The sequence below is a fragment of the Nocardioides agariphilus genome, assembly GCF_015352445.1.
Classification (GTDB): domain Bacteria; phylum Actinomycetota; class Actinomycetes; order Propionibacteriales; family Nocardioidaceae; genus Nocardioides; species Nocardioides agariphilus.
Genome location: NZ_JADKPO010000008.1, coordinates 26,658 through 45,221 on the forward strand (window position 1 = coordinate 26,658; position 18,564 = coordinate 45,221).

The following is an 18,564-nucleotide window of genomic DNA, read 5'->3' on the forward strand; positions in this document are numbered from 1 at the left end:
CGGTGTCGGTTGACTGCTCATCGTAGGTGCGTCAGCGCCGTGCGGCGGGCCGACGCAGCCGCCCTGCGAACGTGTCGATGACCTCGGTCACCTCTGCGAGCCGCATCAGCCTGGCCAGCACGAGGAAGACCAGGACGTCGGCGGCGGCGACCAGGGCCAACCTGGCCACCGCGGCGAGGTGGCTCGGGTCATCGCGCCCGGGCAGCGTCATGGCCACGCCCCAGGCTGCGAACGTGGCGATCCCGGCTGCGATGACCACGCGCACCAAGAACCGCACGAGTACGGCGGACTCCAGCTGCCCGCTGCCGGCGGCGAGTCTGCGGCGCAGCACGAGGTAGGACACGAGCGAGCCCACGACGTACGACGCGGTGTAGGCGACGACGAGCGCGGGTGCTGTGTGCACCGGGTCGGTCAGGCGCACCAGCACGATGGCCGCGGCGATGTTGGTCGCGGCCACGACGCACTGGATGAAGAAGACGGTGCGGGTCAGCTCGAGCGCGTAGAAGCCGCGCAGCACCAGGTAGTGGACGGTGAAGAACACGATCCCCACGCCGAACAGCGAGAGCGAGAGGACGTAGAGCGTGTAGGTGCTGCTCGCTGCGCCCCAGTCCCACAAGACGGCGGCCAGGTCCGGGGCGACGACAGGAAGCAGTACGGCGAAGGGCACCACCACCGCCAACGCGGTGCGCAGCACGCGCGACAGGCTGCCGCCGAGTGCCCGGAGGTCGCCCCTGTTGCCTTGCGCCGACAGGAGCGGGAGCAGGGCGGTGGCCAAGGAGACGGTGACCACGGCGTGGGGGACCATCACGATCAAGAAGGCCTGCGAGTAGACCGTGTATCCGGTCGCGTCACTGTCGCCTCCCGAGCCCACTGCCTGCGCCGTGCCACCTGACGCCAGCCGCACGACGACGGCATAGGCAACCTGGTTGACGATCACGAACAGGACCGTCCACAGGCCCAGGCGCAGCGTGTGTCCGAGGCCCGTGCCGCGGAAGTCGAAGCGGGGCCGGTAGCGCACGCCGGCCGCCTTGAGGAACGGCACCAGCACCAGCAGCTGTACGGCGATCCCGGCCGTCGCGCCGACGCCGAGCCAGGCCTCCTGGGCGGGGCTGTAGGCAGAGAGCAGGTCGGCCTTGGGCACGGGACCGTAGAAGACGAGGTAGCCGACCAGGACCGCGATCGAGACCAGGTTGTTGGCGATGGGGGCCCACATCATCGGTCCGAAGCGGCGCCGTGCGTTGAGCACCTGTCCCAGCAGCACGAACATCCCGTAGAAGAACACCTGGGGCAGGCAGAAGCGCGCGAAGGCGATCACCGAGTCGCGCTGCTCGGCCAGCTCCGGGCGGTCGTAGTCGGGTGACAAGAAGATGCCCATCACCCAGGGCGCCGCCACCACGAGCAGCACGCTCACCGCGCCCAGGAAGAGGGCGGCCAGCGTGATGATCCGGTTGGTGTAGGCCTCGCCGCCGTCCGGGTCCTGCGACATCGACCGCACCAGCTGGGGCACCAGCACGGCGTTGAAGATGCCGCCGGCCAGCAGGATGTAGAGCATGTTCGGCACGGTGTTGCCGATGGTGAACAGGTCGGCGTGGAGCAGGTTGCCCAAGGCCGCGGCCAGCAGCAGCGACCGCAGGTAGCCGCTGAACCTCGAGACGAGGGTGCCCGCGGCCATCACGGCGCTGGAGGTGAGCACGCCCTCCTGGTCCTCGCGCGTGTCGGTGGACTCGGGCATCGACCGGCTCATCCGGTCGGCGCCGGCTCGCGGACCGCCGCGCCAGCCGGGTCGTCCGAGCTCGGCTCGTCGTCGCCGTCGTCATCCGGCGGGGTGCCTCCGCCGCGGATGCGCCGGATCAGGCGCAGCACGATCGCGATCAGCAACAGCGCCAGGGCGCCACCCATCACCAGCCAGATGACGTCGCTGACCTGGGCCGCGCGGACGGGTACCCGCGCGGTCGACCCGAGGGGCTTGCCCTCGAGGTCGGTGACCTCGAGGGTCACGTTGTGCACCCCGAGCTTGCTGGTGGAGGCCTCCAGCAGCCTGGTCGTCGTGGAGTTGGCGTCCAGCTCCAGCTTGTCGGGCACCTTGATCTCCATCGGCGGCTCGGAGGTGGTCGTCAGGCGCACCGTCACCGGCTGGTCCAGCCCGTTGGTGATGGTGACCGAGAACGGCCCCGACTCGCTCGACAAGATCACCCTGCTCGGACCTGAGACCGTGATCGCGCCGAGACGGCTGCGCACCCACACCCCGGTGTTGAGGGTCGCCAACCGGTAGCGGTCGGGGTTCTCGCGGGCGAAGTACGACACGTTGGCCAGGGCCTCGCTGCGGATCCGCGTGGCCAGGTTGTTCTTGACGTTGATCACGCCCTGCAGGCGCCGCGCCTCGGAGTCCAGGTCGTCGAGGGCGGCGAACGCTGCGTCGTCGACCTCGTGGTTGACCTGCCACACCGGGTAGGTGAAGCGATCCGCCGCGAGCGGGCGACCGGGCACCGCGGCCGCCTCGGCGAGGGACGTCATCCGCATCCACGGCACGTCGAGGCCCTCGAAGAACTCCGAGTAGTCGTCGGCCCCGGGCGGGTCCCAGGCGGGCGGGAAGACGACGACCAGGGGCTGCTGCGCCGGTGCGGACATCCGCACGGCGGCCTCACTGAGGATGCGCTGACGCATGGCCACCGGCGAGACCGGGTCGTTGGGGCCGGGGCCGCCGAGCAGCACGTCGGCGGAGAAGAAGACGACCTTGCGCCCCTCGTAGGTCGCCACGCTCGGCGCGGTGCCCCGGTTCACCGCGCGATCCGACATCAGCACCGTCGTGTCGTCGTCGGCAAGCGCGAGGGCGGCGTCGTCGAGGAAGCCGTTGGGCGGGGCCATCGCCGGCGTCATCGGGGCCTGGTTGACGCTGAGCACGTCCCCGGAGCGCTCCCGCGCGTCGGTGTAGGCCTTGGTGGAGCGCTTGGCCGCAGCGGCCACGTCGACGTCGCCCCATGGCAGCGCCAGTACCTGCTTGCCGGTGACCGCCTGGTTGAGCTTGACCAGCCATCGGGTGGCGGTCCGCGACTCGAGGGTGTCGGCGGGTGAGGGTTCGGTCGGGTCGGGGCTGGCGCCGTCGGAGGGCGACTGGTCATCGGTCTGGTCATCGGTCTGGTCGCCGGTCTGGTCGCCGGTCTGGTCATCGGGCTGGCCCGTCCCGCCATCGCCCTCGCCGACGGGGGTGCCCTGCCCGGACTGGACGAGCTCGCGCGGCCGGTTGCCGTCGGCGAGCTGCCGGACGGCGTCGGGGACGGCCGGGTCGACCAGCCAGGTGACGTGGCGCCCTCCGGCTGCCAGGCCGAAGTCGAGCACCGAGGACAGCTGGCCGCCGTCGTCGATGGTGTCGAGCCAGTCGTCGACCTCGCTGAGGGTGCCGTCGGAGCCGTGCGTCACCGGGTGGCGTACGGGCAGCACCAGCGCGGTGTCGATCGGCTCGCCCCGGCCCTGTGGTGGGACGTACGGCAAGAACGTCCGGGCCCGCCCGTCGGCCACCAGGTCTCGACCGTCCGCGTTGGTGCCGAGTGCGTGGACGCCGAACCAGTAGACGCCGGCCTCGTCGACTGCCAGGTCGGAGACGGGCACCTGGTCGCTGTAGGGCAGCGAGGCGCCGGGCGCGAGCTCGAGGATCGTCTCGAAGGTCCCCGGCAGCGTGATCCGGTCACCCACAGGCTGCTCGGCGTCGCGGGTGATCTCGAAGGCCAGGTCATCGCTCGTGGTGATCGGGTCCGCGGCGATGAAGGTGTAGACCGCGATGTCGGCCCAGGTCTCCTCGGAGTTGTTGGTCACCCACCCGCTGACCTTCACCTTGCCCGAGTGTGGGCCCGACTGCGGGATCGAGGACGGCGAGAGCCGGTCGATGGTCAGCGAGAGGGGGGCGCCCTGGAGTGACTCGTCGGCTGCTGCGGCTGGCGCCACGACGGGCCCCACGACTGGCCCCACGACTGGCCCCACGACTGGCAGCCCCAGGCCGACCGCCGAGACGACAGCCGCCAGCGCAGGCAGCAGCATCGTCCGTCGGGGCACCCGTCGAGAGTAGTGCGACGAGCTGCGCTGGTCGGGGTGCGGCGAGAGCGAGCCTCGAAACCAGGATCGCCCGCGATGTCCTCTAGGCTGGCTGGCCGTGTCCGACGCCGACGAGTCACTCCCGGGGCCCCCCCTTCGGGTGGCAGATGTCGAGCGTTCGGTCCGCGAGGAGCTCGACCGGATCTCGCCGGTCCTCGACCCGCTGGGCGAGATGTTCGCCCAGGCAGGTCACGAGCTCGCGCTGGTCGGTGGACCCGTGCGCGACGCCATGCTGGGCCGCGCCCACAACGACCTCGACTTCACCACCTCCGCCCGACCCGAGGAGACCGAGCGGCTCCTGGGCCGCTGGGGTGACGCGCTGTGGGACATGGGGCGCGACTTCGGCACCATCGGCTGCCGCAAGGGACCCTGGCAGGTCGAGGTGACGACGTACCGTTCCGAGAGCTACGACCCGACCAGTCGCAAGCCCGTCGTCGACTTCGGGCACAGCCTGACGGGCGACCTGGGGCGCCGCGACTTCACGGTCAACGCGATGGCCGTCTCCTTGACCGACGGTTCGGGGCGCGAGCTCGTCGATCCCTACGGCGGGGTGGTCGACCTCGCCACGCGGGTGCTGCGGACGCCCGGTCGGCCCGAGGACTCGTTCTCCGACGACCCGCTGCGGATGATGCGCGCGGCGCGGTTCGCCGCCCAGCTGGCCTTCGAGGTCGACCCCGCGGTCGTCGAGGCGATGACCGCGATGGCCGAGCGCATCTCGATCATCTCGGCCGAGCGGGTGCGCGACGAGCTCAGCAAGCTGGTGTTGGCGCCGTACCCCCGGATCGGGCTGCGTCTTCTCGTGGAGACCGGGCTGGCAGCCCTGGTGCTGCCCGAGCTGCCGGCGCTGAAGCTGGAGCGCGACGAGCACCACCGCCACAAGGACGTCTACGAGCACACCCTGACCGTGCTCGAGCAGTCGATCGACCAGGAGTCGCGGCTGGCAGACCTCTCCGGGGGCGGACCGGACCTGGTGTCCCGCCTCGCGGCTCTCATGCACGACATCGGCAAGCCGCGCACGCGCCGGTTCGTCGACGGTGGCCAGGTGACCTTCCACCACCACGACGTGGTCGGCGCCAAGATGACGCGCAAGCGACTCCAGGAGCTGCGCTTCTCCGGCGACACGGTCGAGGCCGTGGCCAAGCTGGTCGAGCTGCACCTGAGGTTCCACGGGTACGGCGACGGCGAGTGGACCGACTCCGCCGTCCGCCGCTACGTACGCGACGCCGGCGACCAGATCGAGAGACTGCACGTGCTCACCCGGGCCGACTGTACGACCCGCAACCGCAGGAAGGCCGAGCGCCTGCGGCGTACCTACGACGAGCTCGAGGCCCGTATCGCCCGGCTCTCGGAGGAGGAGGAGCTCGCCTCGATCCGCCCCGACCTCGACGGCACCCAGATCATGGAGATCCTCGGCATCCCGCCCGGCCGCGACGTCGGCGCCGCCTACAAGTTCCTCCTCGAGCTCCGCCTCGACAACGGCCCGATGACCGAGGAGGCCGCTCGCGCCGCCCTGCTGCAGTGGTGGGCCTCGAGATAGTCCGGTACGAACCGAACCCTCGATCGCGGCATCGAGGGTTCCGTTCGTACCGGACTATGCCCCCGTAGAGGCCTGGCTACGCTGCCGAGATGAGCAGCATCGAGGTGCAGGGCCCGGCCGTCGACCGCTCCGAGGAGATCCTGACGCCGGGTGCCCTGACGTTCCTGGGCGAGCTCCACCACAACTTCAGTGCTCGCCGTGACGAGCTGCTGAGGGCCCGGCGTACGCGTCGCGAGCGGATCGCGGCCGGCGAGCGACCGCGGTTCCTGGAAGCGACCGAGGAGATCCGTACGTCGGACTGGCAGGTCGCCGCGGCCCCTCGCGACCTCCAGGACCGCCGGGTGGAGATCACCGGCCCGACCAGTCGCAAGATGGCCATCAACGCCCTCAACTCGGGCGCCAAGGTGTGGCTGGCCGACCTCGAGGACGCCAACACCCCGCACTGGCGCAACGTGGTGGAGGGGCAGGTGAACCTCTACGACGCGGTCCGCCGCACCATCGCCTTCACCTCACCCGAGGGCAAGGGCTACGCGCTGACCGATCCCGAGCACCTGCCGGTGATCTTGCCGCGGCCGCGCGGCTGGCACCTCGACGAGCTGCACCTGACCATCGACGGGCACCCCCTCGTCGGTGGCCTGGTCGACTTCGGTCTGTACTTCTTCCACAACGCGCGGGAGCAGCTCTCGCGCGGGAGCGGCCCGTACTTCTACCTGCCGAAGCTGGAGTCCCATCTCGAGGCCCGCCTCTGGAACGACGTCTTCTGCTTCGCCCAGCAGGAGCTCGGTCTCCCTCAGGGCTCGGTGCGGGCGACCGTGCTGATCGAGACCATCACCGCCGCGTTCGAGATGGAGGAGATCCTCTGGGAGCTGCGCGACCACGTGAGCGGCCTCAACGCCGGAAGGTGGGACTACCTGTTCTCGATCATCAAGAACTTCCGCGACTCCAGCGGCTTCACGCTGCCCGACCGCAGTGCGATCACGATGCGAGCGCCGATGATGCAGGCCTACAGCGACCTGCTGGTCGCCACGTGCCATCGACGTGGCGCGTTCGCGATGGGCGGGATGGCGGCGTTCATCCCCTCGCGCAAGGACGCGGCTGTCAACGAGGCGGCGTTCGCCAAGGTGCGCGAGGACAAGACCCGTGAGGCGGACGCAGGCTTCGACGGCTCCTGGGTGGCCCACCCCGACCTGGTGCCGGTGTGCGCGGAGATCTTCGGCGAGGTGCTGGGTGACGCACCCAACCAGCTCGACCGGCAGGTCGACGTACGCGTGCGGCCCGACGACCTCCTGGCCGCCGACGAGACCCCCGGCGAGCGCACCCTCGACGGCCTGCGTCTCAACGTGAACGTCGGCGTCGCCTACGTCGCGGCCTGGCTGGCCGGCAACGGCGCGGCCGCGATCCACCACCTGATGGAGGACGCCGCGACCGCCGAGATCTCGCGCTCGCAGATCTGGCAGTGGACCCACCACGCAGCGCGGCTCGCCTCCGGCGAGACGGTGACCCGCGAGCTGGTCGAGGCCGTCGTCGAGGAGGAGCTACGCAGCCTGCGCGAGTCCGGTTGGTACGCCGACCACCTCGACACCGCTGCCCGGATCTTCGCCCAGACCGCCCTCGACGACACCTTCGTCGACTTCCTGACCCTGCCGGCGTACGACGCTGTGCTGGCGGCCGGGGGTTAGGGATTACCCGGCTGACCGGGTAATCCCCGGGTTGTCGGCTCAAACATTGGCCGACAACCCACAGTTTCCCCGGCTGGCCGGTGAATTTCCTCAGGCCCCGGTGTCGAAACGTACGGCTGCCGAACGATGCGTACGCGTGACCGCGACCAAGGAGACCACGATGACCGAGACCCACACCCTCGAGCTGCCCGACGTCGACCTCGTGTACGACGTGCACGGGCCGGTCCCGACGACGGACGGCCGTCCGCTGCTGTTCATGATCGGCCAGCCGATGCAGGCGGACGGGTTCGCAGATCTGGCCGCGCAGTTCCCGGACCGCACGGTCGTGACGTACGACCCGCGCGGCCTGGGCCGCAGCAGCGTACGCCGCGACGGACGCGACGATCAGACCCCGCAGGACCAGGCCGACGACCTGCACGCCCTGGCCCGATACCTCTCCCCTGACGCCAAGGTCGACGTGTTCGGCTCGAGCGGCGGTGCCGTGGCCGGACTCACGTGGGTCTCGCTGTACGCCGACGACGTGGCCACGCTGGTCGCCCACGAGCCGCCGGCGACGTGGGTGCTCCCGGACGCAGAGGCGGCGGACCGGGCGTTCCGCGGCGTCCGGTCGGCGTACCAGGACAAGGGCTTCGGCGCCGGCATGGCGACCTTCATCGGCGTCACGATGTGGCAGGGCGAGTTCACCGACGACTTCTTCGCCCGGCCGGCCCCCGACCCGGCGAAGTTCGGGATGCCGAGCGAGGATGACGGCAGCCGCGATGACCCGCTGCTCTCGGAGCGCTCGCTCACCGTGACCCGCTACGAGTTCGACCTCGACGCGATCGCGTCCGCCCCGACCCGCGTCGTACTCGGCGTCGGCGAGGAGACCGGCGACGCGATCACCTCCCGGACCGCGCGGGCCGTGGCCGAGCGGCTGGGCGACGACGTCGTGATGTTCCCCAGCCACCACGGCGGCTTCGTCGGCGGCGGACCCGAGAACCCGTACGCCGGCAAGCCCGAGGAGTTCGGCGTCGTACTTCGCCGGGTGCTCGACGAGGGCTGACGGAGGGCTGACGGACGGGAGACATGTAACGCGGTGTTACAGGTCCTTGGCACGCGCCGCGCCGCTTGGGCAGATGGGCTAACCCCGCGTTACATGCTCGGGCGCGCCGACTCGCGACCACCCGGCAGCAGCACCCGAGCCACGACCAGCAGCCACACGGAGGCGTAGACCACGCTGGTCAGCGCGTCGGTGAGGTGGTGCGCGCCGAGGTAGAGACGCGAGAGCAAGGTGCCGACCGGCAGCAGGAGCAGGAGCAGCGCCACCCAGCGCGCGGCCCGGAAGTACACCCAGATGAGCACCACCGCGCCCGCCCAGCACACCAGCGATGTCGCGACGTGACCCGAGGGATAGCTCGCATCGGGGGCCAGGCCGGCGTCGAGCAGCTTGACCGGGGGCCGGTCACGCGGGATCAGCTCGGTGCCGAAGAAGTAGAAGCCGCCCAGCCCCGCCTCGATGATCGCCACCAGCAGGATCGGCCGCCAGGTGCGCTTGACCAGGCTCACGACCAGCCCGATCAACGTGAACGTCGAGGCCCCGACGATCGTCTCGCCGAGGAACGTGCCGGCGTTCGCGGCATCCGTTAGCTGGGAGGTCCGCTCGCCGACGAACCACCGCGCGAGGCGGTCATCGGTCGGCTCGATCGACGACTCGAGCGGGTGGGTCAGCAGCCAGCCCCACGCCAGGATCAGTCCCATCAGGACCAGCCACGTGACGACGGAGACGGCGGCGACCCGCTTCCACGACGAAGGGGAGGAGGGGGAGGACATGCGCGCATCCTTCCGAGCAGGCCCCGGCCCGCACTCCACCCCGTCGGGTGTCCGGCCGACCCGCGATTCGTCAGCGATCCTGCGGGTGCCCAGCGCGGGAGAGCTGCTGACGAATCGGGGTGCCGGCGACCCACGTCCCCCGTACGTCGGCGGGGCCGGCCAGCGCGAAGGCCTTGGCCAGGGCGTCGTCGGGGGAGTCGGCGTGGCGCAGCGCGACGTCGAGCGTCGTGCCGGGGGCAGGTGAGAGCCAGAGGGCGTCGAACTCCTTGCCGACCGACAGGTCGCCGGTGACACCGGCCAGGCCGAGGGCCTCGGCGCCGGCCGCCGTCGCGAGGTGGAGCAGGTGGCTGACGCCCAGCCGGTGGCCCTCCCGGCCGAGGAGCTGCTGGTTGAAGTACGCCTGCAGGGCCTCCTTGAACAGCGAGAACCCGGTGCCGGCCCCGACGTCCGAGCCGAGCGCGACCCGCACGCCGTATGCCAGGTGCGCGCCGAGCGGGAACATCCCGCTGCCCAGCGCCGCGTTGCTGGTCGGGCAGTGCGCGACGGCGACGCCCCGCTCGCGCATCAGGCGCAGCTCGCCGCGGGTCGGGTGCACGTCGTGGGCCAGGACCGAGCGCGGTCCGAGCAGGCCGTGCTTGTCGTAGCTGGTCGCGTAGTCGCATCCGAACAGGTCACGGACCCCGCGGATCTCCTCGGGGTTCTCGTTGATGTGGGAGGTGAAGAATGCGTTGGGTACGTCGGCCAGCAGCGCCCCGGCCGACTCCAGCAGCCCGTCGCTGCAGGAGAGCGAGAACCGAGGCGTGACCGCGTAGCGGGAGCGTCCGGTCCCGTGCCACCTCCGCGCGAGCGCAGAGCCTTCGGCATAGGCACGGTCGGGGTCGGTGAACAGGTCCTCACGCAGGATGCGGTCGCTGAGCACCAGTCCGCTGGTCACCCGTAGCCCGATCCGTGCGGCTTCGGCGAACATCGCATCGACCGCCCCGGCGAAGTGCGAGCCGAACACGAGGGCCGTGGTGGTGCCGGCGCGCGCGAGGCCGCCGAGGAAGTCGGCGGCGACCCCGGCGGCGTACGACGTGTCGGCCAGCCGCGCCTCCTCGGGGAGCGCGCACTTCTCCAGCCAGTCGAGCAACGGCATGCCGAGGCCCCCGATCACGCGCACCTGCGGGAAGTGCACGTGCGTGTCGACGAACCCGGGCAGCACCAGCCCGTGGCGCAGGTCGACGACCTCGTCGTCCGGGTGGTTGCGCAGGATCGCCTCGGCCGGACCGCGCGCGACGATCACGCCGTCGCGCACGTAGATCGCGGCGTCGGCCTCGGCACGCAGGTGGTGTCCCTTGAACGGACTGTCCGGCGTGTCGAGGAAGGTGCCCCGAAACAGCGTCACGAGAGGGTCACCGGCGGGCGCTCTCGCGTTCGAAGGCAGCCAGCAACGCCGCAGCCACGGACAGGGCGATCGCCGCCGGCTCCTTGCTCGTCGTGATGCCGGGCATGCCGATGGGCAGCTCGATGCGGTCGACCGCCGCTCGGTCGTGGCCGTCGGCGAGCAGCCGCGCGCGGAACCTCGCCCACTTCGCCGAGGAGCCGATCAATCCGATCGGGCCCAGGTGGTCGAGCCGGATGGCCGCGTCGCACAGGGCGATGTCCTCGGCGTGGTCGTGCGTCATCACCAGTACGTGGCTGCCGGCAGGCAGCTCGGCGAGAACCAGCTCGGGGAGCACCGGCACGGCATGCACGTGCACGACGGCGACGCTGTCGGCCAGTGGCGCGAGGGTGCCGTCGGACAGGTGGTCGGCGCGCGAGTCGACGAGGTGGAGGTCGAGGTCGTGGCGAGCCAGGATGCGTGCCAGCTCGAGACCGACGTGCCCGACCCCGAAGATCGCGACGCTCGGCACCACCGGCAACGGCTCCAGGAGCACGCTCACCTCGCCGCCACAGCACTGCACGCCGTGCTGGAGGGGGGCCTTGTCGGACAGGTGGCTCTCGAACGTCTCGGGCCTGGTGCCGCCGGAGTCGAGCAGCGCGCGGGCCCGGCGTACGGCCTCGGCCTCGAGGTTGCCGCCGCCGACCGACCCGCTGGTGGTCCGCGCCGTCACCACCATCTTGGCGCCGGCGTCGCGAGGTGCGTGGCCACGGGCGTCGGTGACCGTGACGAGTACGCCGGCCTCGCGGCGCGACCGCAGGGCCGCGACCTCCTGCCACCAGGTGCTCATGATCGCGCCTCGTCCAGCGCCCAGTAGACCGCCTCGGGCGTCGCGGGCGAGGCCAGCTCGACCGAGACGCCGGGGGGTCCGAACGCCGCACACGCCGCCCGCAGGGCCTCGCGCACCGAGAACGCCAGCATCAGCGGTGGCTCTCCGACGGCCTTCGAGCCGTAGACCGCGCCGTCCTCGTGGGCGTGCTCGAGCAGCTTCACGTGGAACTCGGTGGGCGTCTCGGAGAAGCTCGGCAGCTTGTACGTCGATGCGGACTGCGTACTGAGCCGGCCCCTGGTCGGCTTGTCGGAGGTGTCCCAGCGCAGATCCTCCAGCGTCAGCCAGCCCGCCCCCTGCACGAACCCGCCCTCGACCTGGCCGAGGTCGACGAGCGGTGAGAGCGAGTCGCCGACGTCGTGCACGATGTCGACGCGGCGCAGGTCGTAGGCGCCGGTGAACCCGTCGACCTCGACCTCGGCGACGGCGGCGCCGTAGGCGAAGTACTTGAACGGCGAGCCCGTCATCGTCGTGACGTCCCAGCTGAGCCCCTCGGTCCTGTAGAAGCCGGCCGCCCAGAGCTGGATCCGCGCGTGGTAGGCGAGCCGGACGAGCTCCTCCCAGCTGGCCTCGGGGTTAGCCGCACGCAGCTCGGTGAGTCGGCCGAGGATCTGCTCGCACGCGTTCTTGACCGCGCCGCCGTTGAGGTCGGCGCCGGCACTCGCCGCGGTCGCCGAGGTGTTGGGCACCTTGTCGGTGCGAGTCGGTGCGAGCCTGACCTTGCTGAGGGGCAGGCCGAGCGCCGTCGCCGCGACCTGGAGCATCTTGGTGTGCAGGCCCTGCCCCATCTCGGTGCCGCCGTGGTTGATCAGCACCGAGCCGTCCTTGTAGACATGCACCAGCGCGCCGCCTTGGTTGAAGGCGGTGAAGTTGAACGAGATCCCGAACTTCACCGGCGTGATCGCCAGACCCCGCTTGGCATGTGGGTGCTCCTCGTTGAACGTGCGCACCTCGCGCAGGCGTTCGTCGTACGTCGCGCTCTCACGCACCTGGTTCCACGCGAGCACCATGCGTTCGGGGTGGCGCACCGGCTGGCCGTACGGCGTGGTCTGGCCCTCGACGTAGAAGTTGCGGCGGCGCAGGTCGTCGGGCTCTGCCCCCAGCAGCGGCGCGCACCGGCCGAGGATGTCCTCGATCACCAGCATCCCCTGGGGTCCGCCGAACCCGCGGAAGGCCGTCTGCGAGGTCTTGTTGGTCCTCGCGATCCGCCCCTGCACGCGGATGTCGGGGACCCAGTAGGCGTTGTCGACGTGGCACAGCGCGCGTGAGAGCACGGGCTCGGACAGGTCGAGGCTCCAGCCGCCGTCAGAGGTGAGGGTCGCGTCGAGGCCCACGATGCGCAGGGCGTCGTCGAAGCCGACCCGCCAGGTCGCGTGGAACCCGTGCCGCTTGCCCGTCATCGTCATGTCCTGCTGACGGGTCAGCCGCAGCCGGACGGGTCTCCCGGTGAGGGTCGCGCCGAGGGCGGCCACCGCCGCGAGCCCGTGGGGCTGCATCTCCTTGCCGCCGAACCCGCCGCCCATCCGCAGGCACTGGACGGTGACGCGGTTGCTGGGCAGGCCGAGGACGTGGGCGGTGATCTCCTGGGTCTCGGTCGGGTGCTGCGTGCTGGACTGCACGAACACCTGGCCGTTCTCGTCGACCGTCGCCAGTGCGCAGTGCGTCTCGAGGTAGAAGTGCTCCTGGCCGGCGAAGTCGATCTCGCCCTCGAAGACGTGTGCTGCGCTCGCCAGTGCGGTCTCGGCGTCGCCCCGGGCCATGACCGGCGCCATGCCCTGGTAGCTCGCGGCCTCGATGGCCTCGACCACCGTGAGGATCGCGGGCAGTGGCTCGTAGTCGACCTCGACCGCCAGCGCCCCGCGTCGCGCGGCTTCCAGGGTCTCGCCGAGCACCCAGCAGACCGCGTGCCCGAAGTACTGCACCTCGTCGGGGAACAGCGGCTCGTCGTGCTTGATGCCGGCATCGTTGATCCCGGGCACGTCGCTGGCGGTGAGGACGCGGACCACGCCGGGTACGTCGTGGGCGCTGCTCGTGTCGAGGCGGGTGATGCGCGCGTGGGCGTGGGGTGCCTGCACGGGATGGGCGTGGAGCACACCGTGGTGGCGACCCACGAGGTCGTCGGTGTAGAGCGCGTGCCCCGTCACGTGCAGCGCGGCGCTCTCGTGCTCGATCGCCTGCCCGACGACGGGGTTCGCGGGACGTTCGCTGAGGCTGCTCATGACACGGACAGCTTCCGCAGGGAGTTGCCCAGCATCTCGGACCGGAACCTCGCGCTCGCCCGCATGTCGTCGATCGGCGTCCCCTCGCCGGCCAGCACGCGCGCGGCCGCCTCGACCGAGTCGGCGTCCCAGGGCCGCCCCTCCAGGGCCGCCTCGGTCGCCAGCGCACGGATCGGCGTGGCGGCCACTCCGCCGAGCCCGATCCGCGCCTTGCTCACCGTGCCGTCCTCGATCTCGAGCGCGAACGCGACGGCCACCGAGGAGATGTCGTCGAAGGGCCGCTTGGCGATCTTGTGGAAGGCCGTCGTGGTGCTGGCCGGGAGAGGTACGACGACCTCGGTGATCAGCTCGTCGCTGTGCCGGACCGACTCGCGGTAGCCGGTGAAGTACTCGCTCAACGGCACCGTGCGGGTGCCTGCGGTCGATGCCAGCACGACGCTCGCCTCCAGCGCGAGCAGCACCGGTGGTGCGTCGCCGATGGGCGAGCCCGTGCCGAGGTTGCCGCCGAGCGTCGCGCCATTGCGGATCAGCCTGCTCGCGAACTGCGGGAACAGCGCCGCCAGCAATGGCAGCCTGGTCGCCGACACGGCCAGCCTCCGCTCGATCTCGCTCAGCGTGAGCCCAGCGCCGATCCGCAGCTCGCCGTCGCTGGTTGAGGAGGTTGCGCTAGCAACCGTCTCGAAACCCCTCAGCCCGTCCAGCCTGTCGACGGCCACCACGAGCGAACCTCGAGCACCCTTGAGGTTGACGTCGACCCCCCAGTCGGTGGACCCGGCGACCACGGTCGCGTCGGGCTCCTCGGCCAGGATCGCCAGCGCCCGCTCGAGGCTGGGCGGCCTGATGAACCTCGACTCGGCGTCGCGCAGCCCGGTCGGTACGGCGGCCGGCGCGGCCGTCGTACGCCGCCTGGCCATCGGGTCGTCGGCGTCCGGTGCCCCCAGGGCGTCGGCCGCGTCCTTGATCGGCCGGTAGCCCGTGCAGCGGCACAGATTGCCGCTCAGGGCGTGGATGTCGAAGTGCCCGGCGTGACCCGGCCGGTCGGCGCGGTAGTACTCGGCCGCCATGCTGCACACGAACCCCGGCGTGCAGTACCCGCACTGAGACCCGCCGCGCACGGCCATCTCGTGCTGCACGGGGTGCAGGTGCTCGGGTGTGCCAAGGCCCTCGGCCGTCACGACCTCCTGACCGTCGAGCGCGGCCGCGGGTACCAGGCAGGAGTTGAGCGCCGTCCACTCCGTGGTGTCGCTCCCGTCGGGGGACGGCCGCGCGACCAGCACCGAGCACGCCCCGCACTCACCCTCGGCGCAGCCCTCCTTGGCCCCGGTCAGCCCACAGGCCCGCACGAAGTCCAGGAGGTTGGTGTGCAGCGGCACCCCGTCGAGCGACCGCTCCTCGCCGTTGACGACGATCCCCGCCATCCCCACCTCCCTTGGTCGTCGAAGGTTCAGTGTGCCCTGAGAAGGGGGATCTGCCGAGCGTGTGGAGCACGTGCTGCTTCACAGACTCGGCCGATGCCGAGGCTGTCCACAGGCCCGCTGCAGGGAGCACCGAACTCCATCAGGCTGGTCGGGTGAGCAGCCTCGACGACGTGATGCGACACCAGCGCGGCGTCGTTGCTCGCCGGCAGGTCGAGCAGGCTGGTGAGCGAGCCGCTGACATCGCGCGCCGACTGCGCAGGCGCGAATGGGCGCTGCTGTTGCCTGGCGTGTACGTCGACCACACCGGGCCACCGTCAGGCGAGCAGCGTGCCTGGGCGGGGGTTCTCTACTACGCGCCGTCCGTCCTGGCGGATGAGTCCGTGCTGACCCCGCCCGGCCAGGAAGGTCCGATCGTGCTCGCGGTCGGCCGACAGCGCAATGTCCGTGCCCGGGAGGGCTATGCCGTGCGCTGGGTGGTCGACCTGCACTCCACGTCGCTGCTCAACGTCTCTCCGCCCCGGATGCGCATCGAGGACGCCGCCTTGAGGGTCGCGGCGCGTGCGGAGCGTGAGCTGGATGCCGTGCAGACCGTCGTCTCGGTCATCCAGCGGCGGCTGACCACGGGTGACCGCATGGTCGCGGCTCTCGAGCGGCACCCGCGGTTGCGTGGCCGGGTCCTCCTCGGCGAGGTCGTCCGCGACGCCGCCTGTGGGTCTCACTCCGTACTGGAGCGCGAGTTCCTGCGGCGAGTCGAGAGCCCGCACGGCCTGCCCGCGTCGTGCCGCCAACACCGCAGTACGGTCGGCTCGAAGGTGCGCTACGCCGACGCGAGCTATCCGGACTTCGACACCGATGTCGAGCTCGACGGCTGGCTCTTCCACCGAGGTGCCCAACGTCATCACGACCTCCAACGCGACCTTGACTCGCTGGCTGCAGGACGGCTCACCATCAGGTTGGGCTGGGGTCAGGTGTTCGACGGTGCCTGCCAGACTGCGGCGCGCCTCGGCACTGTGCTGGCCGCCCGAGGCTGGCGCGGTCGGCCGGTTCCCTGTGGTCCGGGCTGTCCGGCCGGGCATGTGCCGAGCCTATGAAGCACCAGGTGCTCCGCAGGCTCGGCAGATGGGTCAGGTGAGGGGGGCGTGGCGGTTGACGTCCTTGTAGAGCAGGTAGCGAAACGGGCCCGGGCCGCCGGCGTAGCAGGCCTGGGGGCAAAAGGCGCGCAGCCACATGAAGTCGCCGGCCTCGACCTCGACCCAGTCGGTGTTGAGGAGGTAGACCGCCTTGCCCTCCAGTACGTAGAGGCCGTGCTCCATCACGTGGGTCTCGGGGAAGGGGATCGTCCCGCCGGGCGCGAAGCTCACGATGTTGACGTGCATGTCGTGGCTCAGGTCGTCGGTGGGCACGAACCTCGTCGTCGACCACACCCCGTCGGTGCCGGGCATCTCGACCGGCTCGACGTCGCGCTCGTGGGTGACGAGCACGTCCGGCTCGGGGAGTCCCTCGACGCGGTGGTAGGCCTTGCGGATCCAGTGGAACGTCGCCGTCGCCTCGGAGGCGTTGCGCAGCGACCAGTCCGCGACCTGCGGGAGGTAGGCGTAGCTCCCGGGCTCCAGCTCGTACGTCGACCCGTCGGCCCGCAGGCTCAGGTGCCCGTCGACGACGAACAGCACCGCCTCCGCCTCCGGGTCCGCCTCGGGGTCCTCCGAGCCGCCGCCCGGGGCGACCTCGGCGACGTACCAGCTGAACGTCTCGGCGAACCCCGACAGCGGCCGCGCGAGCACCCACATCCGCATCCCGTCCCAATCGGGCAGGTAGGACGCCGTGATGTCGCTCTGCGTGCGCGCCGGGATCACGGCGTACGCCTCGGTGAACCGCGCCCGGCCGTCGCCACCGGTCGTGAGCGCGGTCTGGGGCGGCAGTCCGCCTCGAGGTACGTGATAGGTCACGGCGTCTCCTCTCGTGCCAGCAGTCGTCCTCGCGGCCCATCCTCGTCGCCGACGGGTACGCCGCGCAGCCAGGTCTCGCGTACCTCGCCGACCAGCTCGAGGCCGGCGTAGGCAGAGACGGGGTTGCGGTGCTTGAGCCGGACGGGGTCCACGACGAACGAGGCGTCGGGCGCGAACCGCACGAGGTCGGCCTGCGCGCCCACGGCGATCCGGCCCCGGTCGGACAGGCCGACCCGTGAGGCGGGCGTGGACGCCATCCATCGCACCACGTCGACCAGCGAGCAGCCGCGTGCGCGTGCGCCGGTCCACACGGCCGGGAGTCCGAGCTGCACCGAGGAGATGCCGCCCCAGGCCCGGCCGAAGTCGCCCTCGCCGAGCCGCTTGAGCGTGGCGGTGCACGGGGAGTGGTCCGAGACCACCATGTCGAGGTCCCCGGCTTCCAGGGCGGACCACAGCTGCTCGCGGTTGCCGGCCTCACGGATCGGCGGGCAGCACTTGAACTCGGTCGACCCGTCGTCGATCTGCTCGGCCGCGAAGGTCAGGTAGTGGGGGCAGGTCTCGACCGTCACGTCGGCGCCCGCCCGCTGACCGACGCGGATCGCCTCGAGTGCCGTGGCGCTGCACAGGTGGACGACGTGGGCCTTCGCGCCGGACTGCAGGGCCTGTCGTATCACCCGGGCGACCGCGACGTCCTCGGACTCGTGGGGACGCGAGGCGAGGAACCCGCTGTAACGCGGCCCGTCGACCAGGTGCTCCTCGATCAGCGCTCCGTCCTCGGCGTGCACGACCATCAGCGCGCCGATCCGTGCGCACTCTCGCATCGCGGCGCCGAACGCCGCCTCCTCGAGGTGGGGGAACTCGGGGACGCCCGAGTCGAGCAGGAAGCACTTGAACCCGAAGACGCCGGCGTCGTGCAGCGCCGCCAGGTCGGCGAGGTTCGAGGGGACCGCCCCGCCCCAGAACCCGACGTCGACGAAGCACTGGCCCTCGGCTGCTGCCCGCTTGATCTCCAGCGCCGCCACGGTCGTGGTCGGCGGGATCGAGTTCAGCGGCATGTCGAGGATCGTCGTCACGCCGCCCGCAGCGGCCGCCGCGGTCGCGGTCGCGAACCCTTCCCACTCGGTGCGGCCCGGTTCGTTGACGTGCACGTGGGTGTCGACCAGCCCGGGCAGCAGCACCTCGTCGTCGTCGAGGGTGACCGATGTCGCCGCCGGAAGCTCCTCGTCGTACGACGTCACGGCGACGATGCGGCCCCGCGAGATGCCTACGGACACGGGGATCTCACGCCGCCCGACGACCGCCCGCCGGGCCTTGACCACGAGGTCAGCTGCCACGGTAGGTCGAATAGCCGTAGGGCGAGAGCAGCAGCGGCACGTGGTGGTGGCGCTCGTCGGTGACGGTGAAGACGACGACCACCTCGGGGAAGAAGACCCCGTTGGTCTCGAAGCGCAGCGCATAGCGGCCCAGGGACAGCTCGCCGCCCAGCGAGCCGACGCGGCCGTCGGCGTCGGTGACGCCGGAGTCGAGGACCTCGCCGGCGCGGTTCTCCAGTCGTACGGCGATCCCTGCCGCCGGACGACCGGCGGCCGTGTCGAGCACGTGGGTCGAGAGCGTGGCCATG

The 18,564-nt window shown here is 71.2% G+C and carries 14 protein-coding genes; 4 read left to right on the forward strand and 10 right to left on the reverse strand.

The genetic code is table 11. From position 1 onward, the window contains the following. Positions 1-31 precede the first annotated feature (31 nt). Entirely contained in the window at positions 32-1,732 is a 1,701-nt protein-coding gene (murJ, locus tag ISU10_RS07520) for a murein biosynthesis integral membrane protein MurJ (protein WP_194695765.1), read from the reverse strand. 8 nt (positions 1,733-1,740) lie between these two features. Beyond that, on the reverse strand, positions 1,741-4,047 hold the full coding sequence (locus tag ISU10_RS07525) for a DUF6049 family protein (RefSeq protein ID WP_194695766.1): 2,307 nt from the start codon (positions 4,045-4,047) through the stop codon (positions 1,741-1,743). A 139-nt stretch (positions 4,048-4,186) separates the two neighbouring features. Here ISU10_RS07525 and ISU10_RS07530 point away from each other — a divergent pair, with 139 nt between their 5' ends. The 3 genes from ISU10_RS07530 to ISU10_RS07540 all read left to right on the forward strand — a co-directional run bounded on the left by ISU10_RS07530 (position 4,187) and on the right by ISU10_RS07540 (position 8,344). Further along, a complete protein-coding gene (locus tag ISU10_RS07530; RefSeq protein ID WP_194695875.1) occupies positions 4,187-5,623 on the forward strand; it encodes a CCA tRNA nucleotidyltransferase in 1,437 nt (478 codons plus the stop codon). Positions 5,624-5,712: 89 nt separating this feature from the next. Then, a complete protein-coding gene (gene aceB / locus ISU10_RS07535) occupies positions 5,713-7,302 on the forward strand; it encodes a malate synthase A (protein ID WP_194695767.1) in 1,590 nt (529 codons plus the stop codon). Positions 7,303-7,438: 136 nt separating this feature from the next. Further along, on the forward strand, positions 7,439-8,344 hold the full coding sequence (locus ISU10_RS07540) for an alpha/beta fold hydrolase (protein ID WP_370864933.1): 906 nt from the start codon (positions 7,439-7,441) through the stop codon (positions 8,342-8,344). Positions 8,345-8,433: 89 nt separating this feature from the next. Here the strand turns inward: ISU10_RS07540 and ISU10_RS07545 are convergent, their stop codons facing one another. The 5 genes from ISU10_RS07545 to ISU10_RS07565 form a co-directional block, all read right to left on the reverse strand. Further along, positions 8,434-9,111, reverse strand: coding sequence for a phosphatase PAP2 family protein (locus tag ISU10_RS07545; protein ID WP_194695768.1), 678 nt, complete (start codon positions 9,109-9,111; stop codon positions 8,434-8,436). A 70-nt stretch (positions 9,112-9,181) separates the two neighbouring features. After that, on the reverse strand, positions 9,182-10,495 hold the full coding sequence (locus tag ISU10_RS07550; protein WP_194695769.1) for a guanine deaminase: 1,314 nt from the start codon (positions 10,493-10,495) through the stop codon (positions 9,182-9,184). Between the two features lie 7 nt (positions 10,496-10,502). After that, the gene (gene xdhC / locus ISU10_RS07555; protein WP_194695770.1) at positions 10,503-11,321 is read right to left on the reverse strand and encodes a xanthine dehydrogenase accessory protein XdhC; all 819 of its coding nucleotides are present in this window, start codon (positions 11,319-11,321) and stop codon (positions 10,503-10,505) included. Continuing rightward, positions 11,318-13,579 (reverse strand): xanthine dehydrogenase molybdopterin binding subunit, encoded by a 2,262-nt coding sequence (locus ISU10_RS07560; RefSeq protein WP_194695771.1) that lies wholly within the window; start codon positions 13,577-13,579, stop codon positions 11,318-11,320. Before ISU10_RS07560 ends, xdhC begins: the two co-directional genes overlap by 4 nt. Further along, positions 13,576-14,997, reverse strand: a complete 1,422-nt coding sequence (locus ISU10_RS07565; protein WP_194695772.1) for a xanthine dehydrogenase small subunit — start codon at positions 14,995-14,997, stop codon at positions 13,576-13,578. Before ISU10_RS07565 ends, ISU10_RS07560 begins: the two co-directional genes overlap by 4 nt. A gap of 152 nt (positions 14,998-15,149) precedes the next feature. Here ISU10_RS07565 and ISU10_RS07570 point away from each other — a divergent pair, with 152 nt between their 5' ends. Continuing rightward, positions 15,150-16,088 (forward strand): hypothetical protein, encoded by a 939-nt coding sequence (locus ISU10_RS07570; RefSeq protein WP_194695773.1) that lies wholly within the window; start codon positions 15,150-15,152, stop codon positions 16,086-16,088. A 33-nt stretch (positions 16,089-16,121) separates the two neighbouring features. Here the strand turns inward: ISU10_RS07570 and ISU10_RS07575 are convergent, their stop codons facing one another. The 3 genes from ISU10_RS07575 to uraH are packed head-to-tail and all read right to left on the reverse strand — an operon-like array spanning position 16,122 to position 18,563. Then, the gene (locus ISU10_RS07575) at positions 16,122-16,943 is read right to left on the reverse strand and encodes a bifunctional allantoicase/(S)-ureidoglycine aminohydrolase (protein WP_194695774.1); all 822 of its coding nucleotides are present in this window, start codon (positions 16,941-16,943) and stop codon (positions 16,122-16,124) included. After that, on the reverse strand, positions 16,940-18,277 hold the full coding sequence (gene allB / locus ISU10_RS07580; protein WP_370864936.1) for an allantoinase AllB: 1,338 nt from the start codon (positions 18,275-18,277) through the stop codon (positions 16,940-16,942). The genes ISU10_RS07575 and allB overlap by 4 nt, the downstream gene beginning before the upstream one ends. Further along, complete coding sequence (gene uraH / locus ISU10_RS22955) at positions 18,267-18,563, reverse strand: hydroxyisourate hydrolase (RefSeq protein WP_228500061.1); 297 nt, start codon at positions 18,561-18,563, stop codon at positions 18,267-18,269. The genes allB and uraH overlap by 11 nt, the downstream gene beginning before the upstream one ends. Between the last annotated feature and the right edge of the window lies 1 nt (position 18,564).